18 protein-coding genes are annotated in these 21,648 nt (G+C 47.3%); 6 read left to right on the top strand and 12 right to left on the bottom strand.

What is annotated here, in order from left to right; genetic code table 11:
- The first annotated feature begins 49 nt into the window (after positions 1-49).
- Together C7460_RS08020 and C7460_RS08015 are read left to right on the top strand one after the other, a co-directional pair.
- Complete coding sequence (locus tag C7460_RS08020) at positions 50-910, top strand: aldose 1-epimerase family protein (RefSeq protein ID WP_115867570.1); 861 nt, start codon at positions 50-52, stop codon at positions 908-910.
- 135 nt (positions 911-1,045) lie between these two features.
- Complete coding sequence (locus C7460_RS08015; protein WP_147302888.1) at positions 1,046-1,894, top strand: toxin-antitoxin system YwqK family antitoxin; 849 nt, start codon at positions 1,046-1,048, stop codon at positions 1,892-1,894.
- Here C7460_RS08015 and C7460_RS08010 read toward each other — a convergent pair.
- The 11 genes from C7460_RS08010 to C7460_RS07960 all read right to left on the bottom strand — a co-directional run bounded on the left by C7460_RS08010 (position 1,891) and on the right by C7460_RS07960 (position 14,286).
- Positions 1,891-2,937, bottom strand: coding sequence for a lysophospholipid acyltransferase family protein (locus tag C7460_RS08010; protein ID WP_115867568.1), 1,047 nt, complete (start codon positions 2,935-2,937; stop codon positions 1,891-1,893). The two genes, C7460_RS08015 and C7460_RS08010, sit on opposite strands and share 4 nt — an antisense overlap.
- Positions 2,938-2,945: 8 nt before the next feature.
- On the bottom strand, positions 2,946-3,848 hold the full coding sequence (locus C7460_RS08005; RefSeq protein WP_115867567.1) for a bile acid:sodium symporter family protein: 903 nt from the start codon (positions 3,846-3,848) through the stop codon (positions 2,946-2,948).
- Between the two features lie 73 nt (positions 3,849-3,921).
- Entirely contained in the window at positions 3,922-5,283 is a 1,362-nt protein-coding gene (locus tag C7460_RS08000) for an aldehyde dehydrogenase family protein (RefSeq protein ID WP_115867566.1), read from the bottom strand.
- Positions 5,280-6,041, bottom strand: a complete 762-nt coding sequence (locus C7460_RS07995; RefSeq protein ID WP_115867565.1) for a gamma-glutamyl-gamma-aminobutyrate hydrolase family protein — start codon at positions 6,039-6,041, stop codon at positions 5,280-5,282. The genes C7460_RS08000 and C7460_RS07995 overlap by 4 nt, the downstream gene beginning before the upstream one ends.
- 2 nt (positions 6,042-6,043) lie before the next feature.
- A complete protein-coding gene (locus C7460_RS07990) occupies positions 6,044-7,186 on the bottom strand; it encodes an iron-containing alcohol dehydrogenase (protein ID WP_115867564.1) in 1,143 nt (380 codons plus the stop codon).
- Positions 7,187-7,212: 26 nt separating this feature from the next.
- Entirely contained in the window at positions 7,213-8,535 is a 1,323-nt protein-coding gene (gene eat, locus C7460_RS07985) for an ethanolamine permease (protein WP_115867596.1), read from the bottom strand.
- 116 nt (positions 8,536-8,651) lie between these two features.
- On the bottom strand, positions 8,652-11,039 hold the full coding sequence (locus C7460_RS07980; RefSeq protein ID WP_115867563.1) for a T9SS type A sorting domain-containing protein: 2,388 nt from the start codon (positions 11,037-11,039) through the stop codon (positions 8,652-8,654).
- Positions 11,040-11,219: 180 nt separating this feature from the next.
- Positions 11,220-12,056, bottom strand: a complete 837-nt coding sequence (locus C7460_RS07975; protein WP_115867562.1) for a DUF4097 family beta strand repeat-containing protein — start codon at positions 12,054-12,056, stop codon at positions 11,220-11,222.
- 12 nt (positions 12,057-12,068) lie between these two features.
- A complete protein-coding gene (locus tag C7460_RS07970; protein ID WP_115867561.1) occupies positions 12,069-12,911 on the bottom strand; it encodes a DUF4097 family beta strand repeat-containing protein in 843 nt (280 codons plus the stop codon).
- Position 12,912: 1 nt separating this feature from the next.
- Positions 12,913-13,707, bottom strand: a complete 795-nt coding sequence (locus C7460_RS07965) for a HEAT repeat domain-containing protein (RefSeq protein ID WP_115867560.1) — start codon at positions 13,705-13,707, stop codon at positions 12,913-12,915.
- Between the two features lie 3 nt (positions 13,708-13,710).
- On the bottom strand, positions 13,711-14,286 hold the full coding sequence (locus C7460_RS07960) for an RNA polymerase sigma factor (RefSeq protein WP_115867559.1): 576 nt from the start codon (positions 14,284-14,286) through the stop codon (positions 13,711-13,713).
- A gap of 243 nt (positions 14,287-14,529) precedes the next feature.
- Here C7460_RS07960 and C7460_RS07950 point away from each other — a divergent pair, with 243 nt between their 5' ends.
- Positions 14,530-16,548: an alpha amylase C-terminal domain-containing protein gene (locus C7460_RS07950; protein ID WP_115867557.1), complete on the top strand. Its 2,019-nt coding sequence runs from the start codon at positions 14,530-14,532 to the stop codon at positions 16,546-16,548.
- 1 nt (position 16,549) lies between these two features.
- Here C7460_RS07950 and C7460_RS07945 read toward each other — a convergent pair whose 3' ends face one another.
- On the bottom strand, positions 16,550-17,011 hold the full coding sequence (locus tag C7460_RS07945; protein WP_115867556.1) for a DUF4268 domain-containing protein: 462 nt from the start codon (positions 17,009-17,011) through the stop codon (positions 16,550-16,552).
- Between the two features lie 116 nt (positions 17,012-17,127).
- Here C7460_RS07945 and C7460_RS07940 point away from each other — a divergent pair, with 116 nt between their 5' ends.
- The 3 genes from C7460_RS07940 to mntA all read left to right on the top strand — a co-directional run bounded on the left by C7460_RS07940 (position 17,128) and on the right by mntA (position 21,536).
- Positions 17,128-17,949 (top strand): endonuclease/exonuclease/phosphatase family protein, encoded by an 822-nt coding sequence (locus tag C7460_RS07940; protein ID WP_115867555.1) that lies wholly within the window; start codon positions 17,128-17,130, stop codon positions 17,947-17,949.
- Positions 17,950-18,129: 180 nt separating this feature from the next.
- Entirely contained in the window at positions 18,130-21,057 is a 2,928-nt protein-coding gene (locus tag C7460_RS07935) for an FAD-binding and (Fe-S)-binding domain-containing protein (protein ID WP_221409473.1), read from the top strand.
- A 62-nt stretch (positions 21,058-21,119) separates the two neighbouring features.
- Positions 21,120-21,536, top strand: coding sequence for a type VII toxin-antitoxin system MntA family adenylyltransferase antitoxin (gene mntA / locus C7460_RS07930; RefSeq protein ID WP_115867553.1), 417 nt, complete (start codon positions 21,120-21,122; stop codon positions 21,534-21,536).
- Positions 21,537-21,648 lie beyond the last annotated feature (112 nt).

Here is a 21,648-nt window from a genome sequence, read left to right as displayed (position 1 = left end):
CCCCTTAATTGTACTTCTTTTCCCATGCATTCGCTATTTTTAGCGCTCTATGAAAATAGCCAACAAGCACTTAACTGTATCGTTTAAAGCCAAAGGAGCTGAACTAACCAGCATCAAAAAGAATGGACTGGAATACCTCTGGCAAGCCAATCCGAAATTTTGGGGGAGACACGCTCCGGTATTGTTTCCGATAGTCGGTAAGCTGGTAAAGGACGCCATGAAGTATCGGGGGAAAACATATGAAATGACCCAGCATGGGTTTGCTCGAGATATGGAATTTGAGCTGGATACTCATACCGGTGATGAGGCGGTGTTTTCACTAAAATCTTCCACTGAGACGCACAAAAAATATCCGTTTGACTTTCTACTTTCCATCAGCTACCGTTTGGAAGGCTCCGGTCTGCGCGTGACCTATACTGTAGAAAATAGGGGTGATCAAGACATGTATTTCTCTATTGGGGGTCACCCAGCATTTAATTGTCCGCTCACGGCGGATGAGTCTCGGACGGATTATTGGTTTGAATTTAACAACGCTGAGCAGCTGACCACACACATTATCGAAGGGGCACACTTTACAGGTGAAACTGAAGAGGTAGCTGCTCCTGATGGTAAAATTGCCATAAGAAAAGACCTTTTTGATAGAGATGCGCTGGTTTTTAAAAACCTGCATGCCGATCGGGTAAGTCTCTGTAGCCCTCAGAAAAAGTGGCTCACCTTTCACTTTGGGGAGTTCCCGTATCTAGGACTTTGGTCCAAAAATCAAGAGTCGCCATTCGTGTGCATAGAGCCCTGGCAAGGGCTTGCGGATCATGAGTTGCACAACCAGCAGTTTGACCAAAAGGAAGGCATCGTGAGGTTAGAAGAAAATGGCCAATTTAGCTGCGGTTACCTGATAGAAGTGCACGACTAAAGTGCCAGCTCACGAAATTTTTCTGTAGGTTTGATCGTTACACCTTCCAAATAGGAAAGCCCAAAGCATAGCCATAAAAGCCTCCGATACACAGGCCATCAGCTATGCATGCGACCTAAAATGTACATGCTACTCATGAAAAGAATACTTGTCATTTGCGCTGTTATTTTTACACTCCAGGTTTCGGCACAGGAGGTAGAGACTATAGACGACCTTTTTAAAGTCAACTACGAAACTCCACTGACGATAGACCTGGAAGAAAACGGACAGGAATCGCTGGACCCCGCAGATGATGACGGTAAGAAAAAAGAAAAAAAGAAAAACCCGAAAATCTACTATGGCATCAAGACCAAGCGTGGGTTCGCCAAGCAGGGATTTGGAGAGCGTACTGTAGTGGAGCTGTTCTTTTACCTAAAAGACAAGGATTACGTGGGGCCTGAGCCTTATGCCCGAGATTTTTACTGGTATAATTTTGATAAGAAAAAGATTGTCAATTCACTGCGGGTCAAGCGTAAAAATGCCGGAGTGCTACATGGCCACTACCAAAAACTGCTAGGTGAGCAAGTGCTAGAAGAGGGCTATTTCTACAAAGGCATGAAGCACGGCAGATGGGTGCGCTACAACAGGCATGACATACTCCAGGACAAGGAGATCTACTGGAAAGGCTGGCCAAAGGAGTCTTTGTTGTCCTATTATGATTTTGAACGCGAAAAATTACGGGAGGTGATCCCGGTGCACTTTGGAGAAAAAGAAGGCGAGTACTTTGCGTACTATCCCGATGGAGGCCTGGCTGCGGTAGGTCACTACAAGTTTGACCACAAAGTGGGCATCTGGAGGGAGTACTACGATAACCGGCGAGTAAAACGCGAAGTAAAATATCCCATAGAGCCATTTGATGACACCCCTCCGATCATCATCAAAGAGTGGGACCGCAAGGGCAATGTCATCTACGACCGCAAGAAGTTTCAGGCCAGCATCAACTAAAACTTAATGAGCGACTGCCGTGCGTAAGCAGTAAGAATGGCTGTGCCGGCAAGCAAGAGGCCTGCTTTCCACCCTATAAAAATAACACCCAGGGCAAATATCAATGACCACCACAGGATGTGAAGTAGCGAGCCCAGCAAGTATTTGATGGACACATAAAACACCTTGTCTTTGATGCCTTTGATGACCTTGCTTACCCCTAAGATGGGAGGTAAATTAAAGATGGACATAAACCCAATGAGTACTTTGGCAAGTATGCCCTTTTTTCGAGGCTTACGAGGCTCACCCGGAGTGCCCTCACCCATGGCTTTGAGCTCTTCGAAAGACAGGTGCTCATGTCTCGGCTGAAATATCCAGTCGCGTTTCTGCTCATAGTCCTCCCCATCTTCAGGAAGAATCAGCGTACTTTTCATCGCTTCGGCAAGATCTTGTCTGAGCTTATTGTACCCTTTTTGTTTGTGCTCGCGGTATAGCTCCATGTAGTCCTGCAGCTCAATGGGGTCTCCATATTTGATGAGCACCTTGGCCAGCGGACGGTAGTGCGAAAAGTAGTTGATCCCCGTGGGAATGATATACACTTTTGTTTTTGGATCTATCCTGTCACGCGCATCTAATGCAAGCCTCGCGGTTCCTTTAGACAGTGGACGTAGGTAGTACTCTATGCCATGGTTGCCCTCCGGAAAGATCAAAATGGACTTGCCCTCTGAAAGCATTTTGAAACACGTCTCAAAGACCTGATCATTTTGTGACAAGCTCTTGATACCATCACGAATTCTATAGATGGGCATCATATTGAGTGCATTCAGTATAGGGGTTGACCACTTGTTGAATACATCAGATCGGGTAAGAAAGGATACTGGCTTTTTGGCGTATGCCCCTACCAGCATGGCATCCATGAATGCCCCCTGGTGATTGGGCGTAAACAGCAGCGCTCCATCGTCGGGAATTTTCTCTTTGCCTATGAGTTTTACTCCACCGAAAAAAAACTTCAACCCAAGCCAACTACCATATTTGGTGAAGTAGTAAAACCAATGCTCTTTCATATTGAATATTATGCTATCGAAACGCGATAATTCCACCAATAGGCCATGGTCATGCCGCTGATAATGTGCCAAATGCCCCACCAGGCAGCCACTATCGCCATACCACCAAGCCCTTGAAAAAATGCAAATATAAGGAGTAATCCCAGTCCTGAATTTTGGATGCCTGTTTCTATAGCTAAAGACCTGCAATCTGCCTCGGGAAGTCGAAAAAGCCTTCCCAACTGATAACCACTCAACAATGCGGTGGCGTTATGAAAAAACACCAGAAAGACGACCAGGTAGATGTAGTTTAGAAAAATATCGATATTGGCTGAAAAGGCAATGATCACAATGGCCGCAAAAATCAATATGCTACCGTAGTGCATATAGGGCTGGAGCTTTTGAGCAAACGCCGGAAATTTCTGCCTTACACTCATGCCCAATACCAGAGGAATTCCCAAAATAATCACGATGGTTTTGAGCACATCACTAAAGCTCAAGCTCACCTCTCTTAACAGCGCGTTGGTAGGCTCATACATGCTCGCCCAAAAGGACAAATTGATAGGCGTCATAAAAATGGCCAGTATACTAGAAATAGCAGTTAGGCTAACAGAAAGCGCAATATTTCCTTTGGCCATGGAGGAAAAGAAATTGGAAATATTACCTCCCGGGCAGGCCGCTACCATCATCATACCCAGCGCAAAACTTGGGTGTGGCTCAATAATATAAACCAATAAGAAGGTTAAAAAAGGAAGTACCAAAAACTGAGAAATCACCCCCACTAACGTGCCAAGAGGCTGCGCCAAAACAAGTTTAAAATCTGCGGGAGTCAGCTTTAGTGCCACTCCAAACATGATAAAGCCCAGGCTGATATTGAGGATCAGGATATTCTGATCTGAGAAGTTGAGGTTTATGCTATCTATCGCGTCCATAATCAACCGCGAAAGTTAATGATTTCGCAATACATGCTCACTTCTGCAACGTATCAGCCAGTACTTTCTTGTATCAGTTTTTCCAATGGTATGCTTTCGGCTTGGTAAATGTACGAATGCCAGAAGCTCCCAAGGTGGACCCAAGCCCAGAATGCCTCCTCCCCGACCAGGGCACATTGGGGCTTACCCGATCGCAGCAGTTCCAGTAGGCGGTACCTACATCCAGCTGATCGAGGAGTGTACGTGCACGCGATTCATCTGCAGAAAACACTGACGCAGTAAGGCCATACTCTGTGTCATCCATCAGTCCAAGAGCCTCCGAATCATCAGTCACCTTCTGAATCCCGATGATGGGACCAAAACTTTCTGACTTCATAAGATCCATGTCATGATTGACGTCCACAAAAATGGTAGGCTCAAAGTAGAACCCTTTACCCTGAATGCGCTTGCCTCCAAGCAATAGTTTTGCACCTTTCGCCAGGGCATCAGCGCATTGCTTCTCGAAAACTCCCAATTGCTCACTACGTGTCAAAGGTCCTATAAACGTTTGCTCGCTCATGGGGTCACCGATCTGATAACCTTTCACAGCAGACACAAAATGACTCACAAAATCCTGATAAATGGCTTCATGCACATAGATTCGTTCTATAGCACAGCAGCTCTGCCCATTGTTATAAAAAGCTCCTTCCGCAGCATTGATAGCTGCTTGCTTTACATCTGCCACATCTTCCATCACATAGAGTGGGTCTTTGCCACCAAGCTCCAGTTGCAGTGGCACCAATTTAGGAGCCACAGATTTGGCTATCTCCAATCCTGTACGGTGAGAACCTGTGAAAAAGTAAGCATCCAGGGGCAGCTCCAGCAGCTGCTGACCTGCACTTCCGTCCCCCACTATCACATTAAACAGATGTCCGGGCAGCCCAGATTCCTCAAGAAGCTCCGCAATTTTTAGTCCTGTAAGAGTTGCATACTCTGAGGGCTTATACAGTACGGCATTCCCGGCGGTAAGGGCATACAAAAACACATTGTAACCAACATTATACGGGTAGTTCCATGCGGATATATTGGCTATTACCCCAAGCGGCTCATAACAAACAAACTCCAGTACATCTCCGGTACTGAGCACTTCACTTTCCAGCCACTTATGTGCATACCGCTTGAGATGTCGAACCCTGTCCAACGAACCAGTCACTTCATTTCTAGCCTGGCTAATAGGCTTACCCGTTTCTAGCGTCAGCAGACGGGCCAACTCATCCCTTTGGTCCTTTACGCGCTTTTCATAGCTATCCAATACTTTTAAGCGATCATTTATGGACACCTGAGCCCATTGCTTTTGTGCTTGAAGCGCGTGACCATGATACTGAGCCATCTTTTCGGTAGGAGTTGGCTCCACGTCCTTTATAACTTCTTCCGTAGCTGGGTTGATTATCTTCATAAATCGTCAGATTTCCTTGCTTTTACTTGTTCCAAAAAGTGATGATAGAGCTTTCCAGCATCAATCACACGATCGCCAAGTGTGTGAGAAAATTCTGGATGCCACTGAACCCCCATGACCATACCTTCTGGGGCCTTTGTGTAGCCAATGGCCTCTATGATGCCATCGTCCGGGCATTCAGCCAAAACTTCCAAATGCTTCCCCAGAGTCTTAACCGATTGGTGATGTATGCTATTGACGTGACAGCCATCACATCCCGAATAAATTTTAGACAGAATTTTTCCGGATGTAAAGCGTACCTTATGCATCACCCGATCATATGCTTCGGCATTGCGGTGCTCCAGTACCTCCTGACACTGTGTGGCCGTATCCTGAAACAGTGTACCCCCAAAGTATACATTCATCAGTTGCATACCTCTACAAATACCCAAAACTGGCTTACCACTATTCAGCGCTTTCTTTAATAGCTTCAGCTCGTAGTTATCACGTTGAGGGTCTCCATGCCACTTACCAATCGGTTTTTCGCCATAGCTCTGCGGAGCCAAATCTGTACCTCCCTGAAAGACAAACCCGTCCATTTCATAGAGGATATCATCGAGTAAATCTTCCTCCAGATCTGGAAGCAGCACAGGCAGCACACCTTTCGGGGCCACATACCGGGCCATGTCATTTTCTATATAGCTGAGGGTCTTCGGCCCAAACACCACCCGGGCCGGGTCCGGGTACATAAAACACGACGAAATTCCGATTTTTAGCATCGCTACAGGGCCTTTTGGTACAACATTAAAAAATCCTCCTGAGTCACTGGCTTGGGATTATTAGGGTGAGCAAAATCCATTACTGCTAGCTCACTTAGTTTTTTGAGGTGTTCATTGCCCACCCCAATCTCTCGTAGTTTTGTAGGGAGTCCGAGCCGGCGGTTTAGCTCCATCAAATACTCACTCAGCCGGCTGCCCTGTCCACTTCCTAATCCCATACTAGAGGCCATTTGATCAAACTTTTGTTCAAACCCAGAATAATTGAACTCCATACCGTACGGAAGATTGACGGCATTGGCCAGCCCGTGATGCGTATCTAGCAAGCTGGATAGCGGATGGGCAAGACTATGTACCACTCCCAGGCCTTTCTGAAAAGCCACAGCTCCCATGAGCGAACCCAAAAGCATGTCTGCTCGCACTTGCAGATCTGGCGCTGCCACTGCTTTTTCAATAGCTGCAGCAATAAGCCGCATACCTTCCAACGCAATGCCCTCACACATGGGATGGTAATTTTTGGCTAAAAAAGCTTCTATATTGTGCGTCAGAGCATCCATACCGGTGGCAGCTGTGATAAAAGCCGGCAGATCTACTGTAAGTTCAGGATCTGCAAAAACCTGCCGGGCCAGTAACTTCGGAGAAAACAAAATCCGCTTTTTTCTGGTGTCATCCTCAGCTATAATGGCACTGCGACCTACTTCACTGCCTGTACCGGCGGTAGTAGGTATGGTCACAAAATAAGGAACCCTACCTGTGACCAGGACGCTGCCTCCTTCCAAATCATCATAATCAAATAAATCTCTGCGATGATATACTCGCAACACGATGGCTCTGGCTACATCCAGCGCCACACCACCACCTATACCCACCACACAATCGCACCCACATTCTTTATAAACCTGATCTCCATGGAGTACATCAGATTTTACGGGGTTTTTGTGCAACTCACTGTATACATCAGCTTTTACTCCCTGCTGATCCAGGTTCCTGATTAGCTTTTGAAAGAAAGGAAGAGTGGCCACGACCTCATCTGTGACCAATAGCGGATGGGACAGCCCCTGCTCCAGTAAGTGAGGGCCAAGGTAGGCCACCACCCCTTGTCCAAACTGGATAGTTGTTGGAAAATCGAACGTGTACTGGTGGGGCATGTCACTGATTATTTACCCCACTTAAATTAATGTTTTTTGCGACCAAAGAGAAACCACAAATAGCTTATCAACAGAATCACCAAATAGACACCTGCGAGCGTGAGGTTATACCAGGTCATGGCTATCAGGGCTACTGTGGCTATGCCCAGCGCAGTAGCCGGTAGCAGTGGGTAAAAAGGTGCCTTGAAAGGACGAAGCAGGTCTGGCTCTTTTTTGCGTAGCGCAAAATACGCAATCATACTAATGATATACAGGGTAAGTGCGCCAAAGCATGCGAGGGTAATTATTTCTCCCGTTTTGCCAGTAAGTATCGCCACTATACCGATCAGCATATTTACGATCAATGCATTGGCCGGAGTTTTGGTTTTGGGATGTACAGCGCCAAGCTTTTTGGGTATGTAGCCCACACGGCCGAATTCCAATGTGGACCTGCCTGCAGCCAGGATAATCCCATGAAAAGAAGCCACCAGCCCAAATAAGCCTACGGTAATTAGCAGGTGATACAACACATGACGCTCGCCCACCACTTTGGCCAAAGCCAAAGGCAATGGAGAGTCTGAAGGTGACGAACTGCCAGGAGGATATACTACCGTTTCCCATCCGTCTATACCTACAGCAGATACAAAAGTCAGCAGACATAGTACTACTAGGGTCAGTATGGCAGAGCCAAAGCCTATGAGTACGCTTCGTTGAGGGTTTTTGGCTTCCTCAGCTACATTGGCTACTCCTTCTATGGCCAGAAAAAACCAAATAGCAAAAGGTATAGCGGCAAAAACACCTTCATATCCATTGGGAAGTGCATTGAGCTTTAAGTTGGCGAATTCTACCTCCGGGAGGCACACCCCTGCAAAGATCAGCAGCTCAGCTACCGCCAAAATAGTGATCATCAGCTCAAAAGTAGCGGCTGCCCTTACTCCTATTATGTTTAGCCCTGTGAAGAGCAAATACGCTATGATCGCAATAAGCGTGGAGTCCATTAGTGGAAAAAAAATGCCGAAATAGGCCCCAATCGCAGCGGCTATGGCAGGTGGAGCGAAGATAAACTCCACATTTTGGGCCATGCCGGCCAAAAAACCCATACGCTGACCCAGCGCACGATCTGCATAGTCAAACGCTCCACCGGCGCGAGGTATGGCACAGGCCAGCTCGGTATAGCTAAAGGTAAAGGTGACATACATGATGATAATGAAAAAGGTGGCTATTGCCAGTCCTAAAGTGCCGCCTTCTGCCAGCCCCAGGTTCCAGCCAAAGTACATCCCTGAAATCACATAACCCACACCCAGCCCCCACAGCATTAGTGGTCCGAGAGTACGCTTGAGCTGATTAGAAGGTGGTGGAGTGTTAGACATAGGCTTGATTTTGTACACACACTCTAAATTAGTGCGTACCCATCAGATATATGAAAAAAGGTGGACCTTTTAGGCCCACCTTACTCACTAATTCACCCCCTCACATTCATTTCTTATTATCTTTTCACCACCCGAAAAGTCTTATCCTGATTACCATTCGTTACATGTAGGAAGTAATTTCCTTTTGGGAGTTCTTCTATGTTGAATACAAGCTCACCATTGGCATCAGAGGCCCTTATGTTGAGCAGTTGCCCCAGAGCATTGTAGAAAGTCCACTGTAGTTGTTCAGCTCCCGAGCGCCCAAACTGCACTCTAAACTCTCCTTGCGTAGGGTTAGGAAACAATAGCAATTCTACCTGACGAGCCTGAGGAGCGAGAGCAATGACATCAAAAGTTTCATTTTGGCCATCAAAATCCGTTTGGCTGAGTCGGTAATACGTCATGGACGCTGATCGATAGTAGTCTTTGTACTCATAATCGTTCTGATTATTGGTAGTACCGTGACCTTCCACATACGCTATTACCTCCCAGTTTTCCCCATCGACAGAGCGCTCCACAGTAAAAAACTGATTGTTTAGTTCGCTAGCTGTGCTCCACTGTAGCAAGTGATATTGCCCTTCTATTGTACCAGACCATCCTATGAGCTGTACAGGCAGAGGGCCTTGTTGAGATTCTATCACTCCATCTCCATTTGGGTCGAAGCTAGAGTTGGTAGGTGCAGAGGATCCAGCAGAAGCAGAACCTGCACTGGCTCCGGTTCCATTGAGGCCACCAGCACCCTGGCTGTTGTCTGCAGTATAGTTGGATGCAGGAGCAGCCCCCGAAAAGATGGTGACTCCTCGTCCACCACCACCTCCTCCGCCATGCGGATTGGTGTTTACAGATGATTGCCCTTCACCTCCTTTTGCTTCCGTATTTAGCGGACAGTCCAGTGCCCAGTTGATTACTTGAAAGAGAATAGAACCGCCGGCACCCGCACCAGGCGCTCCTTCATTTCCCGCATCTGTGGAGGGGTAAGGAAACCCTTCTCCGTTTACAGAGATGGTAACGCCTGCCCCACATGGAACATAGATCGTATTTGCTTTGATGATGATGATACCACCACCATCACCGCCAGCTTCAGAAGCTCCTGAAGTGCCATCTTGCTGGCCACCTCCGCCGCCTCCGCCGAGGAATATTCGATCGGCAGAGATATAATCGCTAAGGTCTACACCTCCATAGCCAGCGGCACCTGTACCTGCATCGCCTGAAGGGTCATCATCACAGCCATCAGTTGGTGCGCTTTCATTGTAACCTGGGCCACCAATACCACCGGCAGTGAAATTTCCACCACCACCGCCTCCAGAGTTGTGTCTGCTACCACCTCCTCCGCCATTGGCAGATTTGCCTCTTGCGCGGGCATAAAGTGCATTTGTATTTCGGTAGATACTTTCACCTTTAGCTGCATACTCTCCATTATCGGTCCGATATACTTCTGGATTACATACCCGTGGAGTAGACTCGGCTACATTGTTAAGTGCTCCACCTCGGAATCCCTTGCCATCCAGATTGATGTCGTTATTTAAAGTAAGCGAGTCAAACACTTCCATCGCCAAGACTCCTCCGTAGTTTCCGTTCCAGTCCAGCGCTGTAAGGTCTGAAGTAGTACTGTAGTCGTCACTTTTAGGGAATGTCACCGCCTGAACACGGGCGTTTGGCCCGGTAGAATAACTATTGACAAAGCTTTGAGTCACAGTAATGCTAGTCGGGTTGGAGTAGCCAGTGACCACCACATTGTCGATGCCTGCATATTCATTGTTTTGGTCAATCACAAAAAATACAGCCAGTTGCAGAGTGGTACCGCTCACTTTAGAGGAACTAGCGGTGGTATATCCAAAATTTCCGTTGAGGTAGCTGTTGTTTTCTACGGTAGTAAATCCACCACCATCCAGATAATAGCCAATGAGCATATAATCGTCATTTTCAAGATTTAGCTGCCCTGCCAACAACGAAATATCAACATAAGCATAAGCCGAAATATCTATCGGGTTAGTTGCCCAAAACGAGTAGTTTCCATTATTGGCATCGGTGAAGTATGCAACCATTCCTCTGCCAGTAGGGCCGCCTGTATTTTGTATAGTAGGTGGATTACAGGTGCCTCCACTACAACCAGTAAACCAGTCGTTTACATTGTCCTCAAAATCTTCTGTCCATACCGTAGATGAGGTCCGGGATACGGATTGAATCACGGCTTCTTCGTACAGTCCTGCAGAGGCAATATCCCCAACATCTCCAAAGGAGGGGTTGTTGTTTGTATTGGCTCCGATCACATCATCTTGCATCTGCATGATGAGTAAACTTTCACCAACCTCAAAGAGGTCGTTGGACTCGTCCGCAGCACCCAGTGTAAGGGTAGTACCCGATATAGCAGAAAGGCTCGCATAACCATTGATTATAGATTGAGCGCTGCTTTGAAAGGCTGCCAGACTACAGATGAAAGAAAGAAATAAAAGACGTAAACTCATGCCGTGGGGTATATTAGTGTATGGCAAAAGTAGAATTGACTCAGAGGCTAAATCGGCATCTTTCTTTGTTTAGACTAATTGCTTCGTTAAATAATACAATCTGCTCGGCGAGTGGCTATCGACCATTAAAAAACCCTTCACTACTCATAATGAAGGGTTTAGCACATAAAATACAGGTGTTTACTTCTTTCTCACCAAAATATTTCCATTCATGTTTTTGAAAAGGTACTCTGGCCCTCCACCATTTATTTTTCCATACACCCAACTATTGATAGCCACTTCAAACTCGCCATTGGAGTTGCGTACATCTTTCTTACTGCGCTCCATTTCCATTTCAAAATCTGTGTAGATTTCACCTCTATCGGAGCGCAGCTTCGCTGTAGCTTTTACATTCGCAGGTAGCGTGACATCCACATCGCCATTGAGCGTCACGAATGACATGGGCTCTCCTGCAGTGACTTCCTCGAGTTGAACTTTTACTTTTCCATTGACTGTGTTGGCCACCACTGTGCCCGAAACCTGCTCAAACTCCAGCATCCCATTCACAGAAGAAATTTCAAGTACCCCCGATACACCGCTCACCTTTACCGTGCCATGTACTGTTTGCAGATTCAGGTTGCAGGTTGTTGGCACTCTCAGTGTAATGTCCATTTTACGTTTCCACGATTCTGTATGAATGTCCACCTGATTGTTTTCTTCTGTAGCCCTAAGCTCCACAGGATTTACAGAGATCTTCTTCATTCCGGCGGGCACGGCACTCTCGTCACAGTCATCACAGTCGTGATCCTTGTGATGGTCATGGTCTGTAGTTTTTCCGCTGGCTACTACTGTGACGATAACCTCTGTTCCATTGTACCCAGTCACAGCTATGTCTCCGTTGATATGATTGAGTGAGATGCTGGCTGCCTCTTTTGGGTTCGTCAGCGGTATCACAAATTGTTCTTTTTGGTCTTGCTGCGCCCTGGCCAGTGGCATCAGTGCCACGGCAACTATAAGTGCTATTATTATCCTTTTCATTTTGAGTTTATTTTAAAGTTTTCTTAAAAAAATATCGCCATTAAGTGTCTCGAAGTTGAGTAGAGGTCCATTCTTTCCAATTTGGATTCCATAGGACTCGTCCAACCTGAAGCTGGTTTTTGAACCATTCTTCTGCACTGTTTTAGTCAATTTCGGTGGTATCAGCTCGTGGGCAAATGATGTGTAAAACTGCCCATTCATGCTCTTCGCTGCCACTCTTGCGTTGAGACCTTCAGCAGTAAACACCCTCAGTTTACCATTGATAGAGCTAAACAAGCCATCAGATCGAGGTACCGAGTTATAGTATACCGTTACGTTTCCATTTACACTTCGAGCTTCAGTCACCTCAACGGCATCACGCAGTGTCACCTCCCCATTTACATGAAAAGCCGCCAGTTCACCTGATACTTTTTCTATAGTGATGCTTCCCCTATCCACGGTACTGACATGCAAGTCAGCATAGCTAGGCACCTCCAGCATCACATCAAACTGAAATGTATACCCTTCAGGGCCTCCGTCCCAATTATTGCCTTTACTGCACCCTGTCCACTTGCTACAGATATAGGGTGCCTTCAAGAAAAACAGGATCGAGTCGTTTCGTTTGATGACCTCCATGGTAATTTCATCCCAGCCTTTTTGCAAGGCGCTTTTGGAGTCGGCAGCCAGCTTCTTCTTCACCGAATAAGTGACTTCATTAGCCGTACTTCCCAGCACATTCACACTCCCAAAGACATTGTCTACTACTATCGAGACCGGCTTCCCGTCTATAGAGAGCCTTCCCGAGCCATTTTCCTGTTGCTCTTGGGCATTCGCCAAAATGGGTATGCACAGCAGTATGATCATTAGTTTTTTCATTTCAAATCGCTTTAAGTGTTTCAATAGTCGACTTGATTTTGGACTCCACACTTTCATTTACCTGAGCCGAATCCAGCAGCTGATTGAAAGAATCTACTGCCGCTTTTTCCTGCAGAAGGACCATGGCATCTGCCAGAGCTACCTGCATCAGTGGTGAGCTTTGCCGTGCGATAGACTGAATCAGGGCTCGGCGTACCTTGTCGTTTTCGCCGTAGGCCATGAGCGCTTCCAGCGCAGACAGGCGCACGTTGATACTCGGATCCTGATTGAGTGTGGTCACCAGCGCTTGTACCACTACCTGATCTGGATTTTTAGTAGGTAGTTCACTCGCCAGGCTCACCGCCTTAATACGTTCTTGTGCCTGCGGCTGCTCTATGAGGGTCAGCATGAGCATTTTTTTCATGTCTTTCACCTCCTGAGCGAGCTGCTCTGGCTCCTGACTGCCTGGTAATACCAGCGCCCCTACCAGCAGCCCCACAGCCAAAAAAGCCAGGCTCGGCTGCCAGTGAAGGCGCCACCACACAGTCAGGCGCTCCTGCCAGCCACGCTCTTGACCAGCCGCAGCAGCAGCATATCCATGTAGCCAGCCATCAAACCGGGCATCCATGGCTTCACTCGGCGCTGGCCGCTCCAGCTTTTCCAGCTGGCTCCAAAGTGCCTGATTTTGCTCCAGCTCAGCTTTGAGCTCGGGGTTTCCTGCCAGATACTCCATGAGCTGCTGCTCTTGATCCTCCGAGAGATGGCCCTGGGCCTTGTCCATCCAATACTGTATGGCTTGTTCTTCTGTCAGCTTCATATCTCAGTTTATTCTGTCTGTCAATTTTCCGTCTACCTTGCTATAAAGCTCCCGTAGTTCCTTTAGGGTACGGTGCACACGCACCTTCAGGGCACTTTCGGAAATCCCCAGTAGCGCTGCCACCTGGTCATACTTTAGCTTTTGAAACCGTGTGAGCTCAATCAGCTCACGCTTGGCCGGAGACAAAGCCTGCAGCGCCCGCTCCAGATTATTGAGCTCGTCGGACTTCTGCATATGATGTTCCCGGTTGTCGGTTTCTTTGAGGTGACTCTCCCAATCCGCCATGTCCTCTTGCCAGTGATAGCGTTTGTTTTTTCGGAAATGGTCTTTGTGCACATTGCGCGCCATGTGAAAAGCCCACGCTTCAAAATTTCCGCTTTCGGAGTAACTCTTGCGATACTTAAGCATACGCACGAATACGTTTTGCACCAGGTCTTCACTGGTGGCAGCATCACTGGTCAGGCCAAAGAAAAATCCAAACAGCCGGCGGCTGTAACGATGATAGAGCAGGCTAAGCTTCTCTACATCGCCGGATTTTACTTTTAGCATGATGGCATGATCTTCTAAGGAGTCTATCATCAAGTCATGGTTAACGAAAGGGAAACTGGACCTTTTGGCAGAGGTTACATCTACTTTGATATTTTTTATTCCTTGCGAAATATCGTGAGATCATTTACCAAAACCGATGGATCCCTTAGAAAATTAAAATTTGAAGCCCATGCTACTGAAATAATTACAATAAAGACCAGCGCCAAAAAGGAATATTTGGAAGGAGCATAGCTGCTGCTTAACTTACGAGTCACACCTATTTCACAGTAGAGTATGCCTAAAAAAAACGCACCTGTTCTTGTAAAAAATGATCCCTGGCTGGAGCCTTATGAAGGGGAAATTACTGACAGGATAGAGCGCTTCGAAACCCGTAAAAAGGAACTGATTGCTACCTATGGAAGTGTCAGAGATTTTGCGAGCGGATATGACTACCTGGGGTTTAACTATGACCGCAAAAAGAAGGGCTGGTGGTACCGGGAGTGGGCACCTGCAGCCGAGCAGCTGAGCCTGATAGGTGAATTTAACCAATGGGACCGTGAGGCGACCCCCATGACACGTAATGAAGGTGACATTTGGGAGGTATTCCTACCGGATAGTGACCACAAAGCCTCGCTTACACATGGCTCTATGGTGAAAGTACATGTGCGAACTCCCCATGGTGGTATGGATCGCATTCCTGCCTATGCCCGCTACGTCACCCAGGACGAAAAAACGTACGACTTCACTGCACGACTTTGGAATCCGGACAAGCCTTATCAATGGAAAGTAAAGAACTTTTCTGGCAAGGAAGCCTATGAGGCCCCCTATATCTATGAGTGCCACGTGGGCATGGCTCAGGAAAAAGCAGGTCTGGGTACATACAAAGAGTTTGCAGACAATATCTTGCCTAAGATCCACGAACAAGGCTACAATGCCATACAGGTAATGGCCATACAGGAGCATCCCTACTACGGCTCTTTTGGCTACCACGTGAGCAACTTCTTTGCGCCAAGCAGCCGGTTTGGCACCCCGTATGACCTCAAATATCTAATAGACAAGGCACATGAATTGGGAATAGCCGTAATCATGGATATCGTGCATTCCCATGCCGTAAAAAACCTCGCCGAAGGGCTCAATGAGTTTGATGGATCAGACGACCAGTATTTTCATCCAGGAGGACGGGGAGTACACTCGCAGTGGGACTCCAAACTATTTAACTACGGCAAAGAAGAGGTGCTTCGTTTTCTGCTCTCCAATGTCAAATACTGGATCGAGGAATTCAAAATAGATGGGTTTCGGTACGATGGAGTCACCTCCATGCTCTATTTCCATCACGGCGATGTGTCTTTTGATCATTATGAAAAATACTTCCGAGATGTAGACTGGGACGTGCTCACCTATTTTCAGCTAGCCAACACACTGATCAAGGAGCTCAATCCGCATGCCCTGTCCATAGCAGAAGACATGAGCGGCATGCCAGGACTATGCAGGCCGGTAAGTGAAGGGGGAATGGGCTTTGATTTTCGTCTGGGCATGGGCATCCCTGACTACTGGATCAAACTACTCAAGCACAAGCAGGATGAAGAATGGAACATCCACGACATGTGGGGCACACTTACGAACAGACGCTTTGGCGAGCGCACCATCGCTTATGCAGAATCACACGACCAGGCGCTGGTAGGCGATAAGTCTATCGCATTTTGGCTCATGGACAAGGAGATGTACTCCCATATGCACAAAGACCATGACAGCCTGATCATAGACCGTGGAATTGCTTTGCACAAAATGATTCGCCTCTTTACACTGGCGCTAGGTGGCGAAGGGTGGCTCAATTTTATCGGCAATGAGTTTGGGCATCCGGAATGGGTAGACTTCCCGAGAGAAGGCAATGACTGGTCTTACCAGTATGCACGCAGGCAGTGGAGCCTGCAGGAGCATCCTGATTTGCGCTACCAGCATTTGTACAACTTTGGCAAAGACATGGTAAACACCGCCAGAAACAACGGCCTGGTAGAAGCACTTCCTGCCCGGCAGCTCAATATGGACGAGCAAAACCAAACCCTGATTTTCGAGCGTAATAACCTCATTTTTGCTTTTAATTTTTCACCTACCAATGCGGTGCCGGACTATCGGTTTAGGGTACCAAAGGCTGGAAAGTATCAGGTGATATTAAACTCCGACAGAGGAGAATATGGCGGCCATGATCGTATAGACGATGAGATGAGCTACCCGACGGTCACCTTGTTTGGAGAACACTTTCTGAGTATCTACCTCCCCAACAGGGTGGCACTCGTACTCAAAAGAAAAGACTGACTCATGTAAGGGCATCAAAGGCATAGCGCGCCGTATCCCAAAATCGATCAAGGGCAATGATCCGGGGTTTAAAAAATGAAATAAGCTCCGGCCACTTGTCCTTATTAAACACAGACGTCTTTGGTAGCTCTTTGTAGATCCTACTAATCACCTTGCCGCTTTCGGTGGTGTAGTGCTCCTGCCACTCCCACTCTTCGCCAAGCTCGGTGTGCAGCATAGTTTTAAGTTCTAAAAACTGCTCAAAAAACAATTCTCTTATTCCTGGATCAGAGTGCTCCATGGTGATAGCGATGGTAGCAGCTTTACGGCCAGTATCCATCCGAAAATAAACGTCCTTTAATCGAGTATTGTAGTTGATCCAGTTTACCCGCATATAGTCTACAGACAGCACGGGCTTCATATACAGGCCAAAAGTGGTCCAAAACTCCTGACGGAGGCGCGAAGCTTCTTCTCTGGTAAACATGGCGGCAAAGGTATCGATTACATGATTTTACATTACAGAATCTGCCAACAAGCGGATTTGTCACATATTTGTAATGACCCTGTTTTTTTCAATCAATCACACAAACCCAACACCTCATGAAAATCATTGCGTGCTTCCTTTTGACAATTACCGTACACACGATCAGCGCACAAAACCTGAAAGTGATGACCTACAACATACGTCTGGACTATTCTGCTGATGGCAAAAATGAGTGGTCCGACCGAAAGGAAAAACTACTCAGTCAGGTACAGTTTTTTGAGCCAGACATCATGGGTATACAGGAGGGACTACCGCATCAGGTTGCCTATCTCGACACAGGTTTGTCTCAGTACAAATACATCGGAGTAGGAAGGGACGATGGCAAATCCAAAGGTGAGTTTAGCGCCATCTATTACAAATCTTCCTTGGAGCTCCTTCAATCTGGTACATTCTGGCTCTCTCCCACCCCAGAAAAGCCTTCCAAAGGCTGGGATGCGGCATTGCCCAGGATTTGCACCTATGGTTTGTTTGAGACCAGTAGCGGACATGCCTATTGGGTATTTAACACCCATTTTGACCACCGCGGTGAGCAAGCACGCGTAGAATCCATGAAGGTCATCCTATCAAAAATCGAAGAACTCAACACCGAAAACTTTCCGGTCATCGTCATGGGAGACCTAAATGTAACTCCAGATGAAGCCCCCATCCTGGAAATGAAACAACAACTAAGCGATACACGCGATATCGCCAAAGTGGTATACGGACCAGACGCCACCTTCAATGCCTTCCAATTTGACGAAACCCCTACGCGAAGAATTGATTACATCGCTGTGTCCAACCAAATCATCGTAGAAAAATATGCCGTACTCACAGGGTCTTTTGAGCAAAAATACATCTCCGATCACTTCCCGGTATACTGTGAAATTGGTGTAAAATGATCAAAAGTTGGTGTAAAATGACCTTATGTTTTTTATCAGAATGTCATCCACACTCCCTAATTTTGAGTGCAATAGAGGTCGCCAATCCCAATCGTTTAACTGCAGCCAATCGTTTTGGCATACCCCATGCAACTTGACCCCTGGCAGGCCCTCTGTTATGTTCGAAAACGATAAGAAGACATGATGAACTTTGACGTGCTAAAACAGCAACTAGAGGGGGATTTTTTTACAGACGAGACCACTCGTCGCCTTTATGCTACAGACGCCTCTGCCTACCGCGAAATACCACAAGCGGTGGCCATTCCCAGGTCAGACGATGACATTGAAAAAATTATCCGCTTTGCCAACGAGCACGGCACCTCTGTAATACCACGAACTGCCGGCACCTCACTAGCCGGCCAGGTAGTAGGTGGTGGTATCGTCGTGGACATTTCGAAGCATTTCAATAAGATCATTGAAATCAATGCCGAAGAAGGTTGGGCGAAAGTGCAGCCGGGCATCGTTAGGGATGACCTCAACAAGCACCTCAAAGAACATGGCTATTTCTTTGCACCCGAAACCTCCACAGCCAACCGAGCAATGATCGGCGGCATGATCGGCAACAATAGCTGTGGCTCAAACTCCGTGGTATATGGCAGTACCCGTGAGCACCTCATAGAAGTAGATGCCATCCTCTCTGACGGCAGCCGCACTTCCTTTGGCGAGCTAGACCAAAATGCCTTTACGGCCAAAGCCAATGGCATGCACACATCGGGAGACCTGGAGACCAACCTCTACCTGAGCATTCGCGAAATGCTGTCTGATGCGAAAAATATTGAAGCCATCGAAGCAGACTTTCCCAAGTCTTCGGTGCCGCGCCGCAACACCGGATATGCCATCGACATGCTGGCCAACATGGTGCCATTTAAAACGGATGGCAAAAACTTTAACTTTTGCGAACTAATCGCCGGATCTGAAGGCACCCTTGCTTTTGTCACAGCGGCTAAAATAAAGCTAACTCCAATAGCACCTCCTCACAAGCGACTGGTCTGCATCCATTGCAACTCCATAGATGAGTCGCTGCACGCCAACCTGGTGGCACTCAAATACAAACCCACAGCGTGTGAGCTCATGGACCACTTCATACTGGAAGCTACCGAGCGCAACCTCACGTACCGCGACTACCGCTTTTTTGTAGAGGGAGAACCCAAAGCCATACTCGTAGCGGAGCTAACGCTAGAAACTGAAGAGCAGGCGGATATTACAGCCAGTGCACTGGTAGAAGACCTCAAAAACAACCAACTCGGTTATGCTTACCCAATTGTAACCGGAGACGACATCAAAAAAGTATGGGGGCTACGCAAAGCCGGACTGGGGCTGCTCTCCAACGTAGTAGGTGATGCCAAGCCCGCCCCGGTGATAGAAGACACGGCCGTGGATGTCAATGACCTGCCGGCATACATTGCGGAGTTTAACGAAATTCTCAAAAAACACAACCTCACCTGTGTGCATTACGCGCACGCCGGATCTGGCGAACTGCACCTCCGCCCTATTCTAGACCTGAAAACCGAAGAAGGTGTGAGGCAATTTCGAGTAATCGCTGAAGAAATCGCCCAGTTGGTAAAAAAATACAAAGGATCACTCTCTGGCGAACATGGGGACGGTCGTCTTCGTGGGGAATTTATCCCGCAAATGCTAGGTGAGCACAATTACCAACTCATCAAGCAAGTGAAGGAGACCTGGGATCCCAACAACATCATGAACCCGGGCAAAATAGTCAACACTCCTCCGATGGACACCAGTTTGCGGTATGAGAAAAACCAACAAACGAGAGAGTTTGACACCATGCTGGATTTTTCGGAGACACTAGGCTATCTACGTGCTGCGGAGCAATGCAATGGCTCCGGCGACTGCCGCAAGACCGAACTCAGCGGGGGCACCATGTGTCCATCGTACATGGCCACCCGCAACGAAAAAGAAACCACCCGCGGACGCGCCAATGTACTACGCGAAATGCTCACCCGGTCTGACCAGGCCAACCCCTTTGCACATGAGGAAATAAAAGAGGTCATGGACCTCTGCCTGAGTTGCAAAGGCTGCAAATCTGAGTGCCCTTCCAATGTGGACATGGGTAAGCTCAAGCAGGAGTGGCAGTACCAGTATTATAAAGAAAAAGGCGTACCGTTCAGAAACAGGCTCATTGGGAATTTTTCTAAATCCATGAAACTGGCCTCACTGGCGCCCTGGGGATATAAGCTAACATTTAGCAACAAGCTCACCTCCACATTGGCCAAGTCTGTGATTGGCTTTGCGCAAAAGCGTAGTATGCCAGAGCTCTCCAAAGTCACCTGGGAAAAATGGTTTAAAAAGCAGTTTCAGCCTACGGTGATCAAGCCTAAAAAAACGGTGTACATCTTCATAGACGAGCTGATCAACTATAGCGAGGCGGAGATTGGTATCACTACGGTAAAGTTGCTAGACAAGCTTGGCTACAAGGTCGTTTACCTGCAGCATGAAGAGTCAGGGAGGAGCTTTTTGTCAAAGGGATTGCTGGATCAGGCTAAAAAATTGGCGCAAAAAAATATAGCACTATATCGTGATCACATCACAGCCGAAACACCACTAATCGGTGTGGAGCCTTCGGCAATCCTCACGTTTAGAGACGAGTATCCGGACCTGCTCCGAGGAGAGGAAAAGGAAGCTGCCAACAGCATTGCTCAGCACACCTATATGATCGAAGAGTTTTTGGCGAAAGAACTTGACGCTGGGAATATCGACCTTGAGCTTTTCGAAGAGCAAAAGTCACTGATCAAACTTCATGGACACTGCCAGCAGAAGGCATTGTCGTCGCTCACGCCAGTGAAAAAGATCCTGACCAAAATGGGTAGTAATGAAGTGCACATGATTCCGTCTGGCTGCTGTGGCATGGCGGGCAGTTTTGGGTACGAAAAGGAGCATTTTGATCTATCGATGAAAATAGGTGAACTGGTGCTGTTTCCAACGGTACGAAAGCAACCGGAGGATGTGATCATCGCTGCAGCGGGTACCAGCTGCCGCCACCAAATCAAAGATGGTACTGCGCGCAAAGCGAAACACCCGGTAGAAATCATCTGGGAAGCCATGAAGTAATTGGGCTTAGTGCACGCTATAAGAACGTGCTCTTTTAACCAGAGTACATTAACTTTAGTGTGATGATATTATCTCAAGACGAGACAAGTTTTTGCATAAACACCATCCGTAAGGCTTTGCCTGATGTGCAGGGAATTTACCTGTACGGCAGTGGAGCCACAGACCAATTTACAGATGAAAGTGATATCGACCTGGCCTATCATTGCTTGCCCAAAGCCCGTGTGCTGACGGTAGTAGAAGAATGGGAGTTGGCCGCCAGTCTGGCAGCGAAATTGCTCAGAAATGTAGATCTGGTTAATCTGGGTGCTGCACATCATGTATTGCAAATGGAGGTAATCTGGAAAGGCAAACGCCTATACTCTGCAAAAGAAGATGTTTCCGAATTTTGGGAGACAACCTATTCCAGTATGTACTTACAATATCAGGATGATATGAAAGCGGTAAAGGATGGTATTTACGAAAGAGGTCACATACGATGAGTGATGTATTGCTTTTGAAACTATAATCTTGATAGCGTCCAAAAAATACTGGATCGTGAGTCAAAATACAGTGAAACCTTTACAAGAATAATGCTAATCCTCAGCAATGAAG

Source organism: Marinoscillum furvescens DSM 4134, assembly GCF_003386095.1.
Lineage (GTDB): Bacteria > Bacteroidota > Bacteroidia > Cytophagales > Cyclobacteriaceae > Marinoscillum > Marinoscillum furvescens.
The sequence above is the reverse complement of the archived record's forward strand: the minus strand, read 5'-3'. Positions and strand labels throughout refer to the sequence as shown.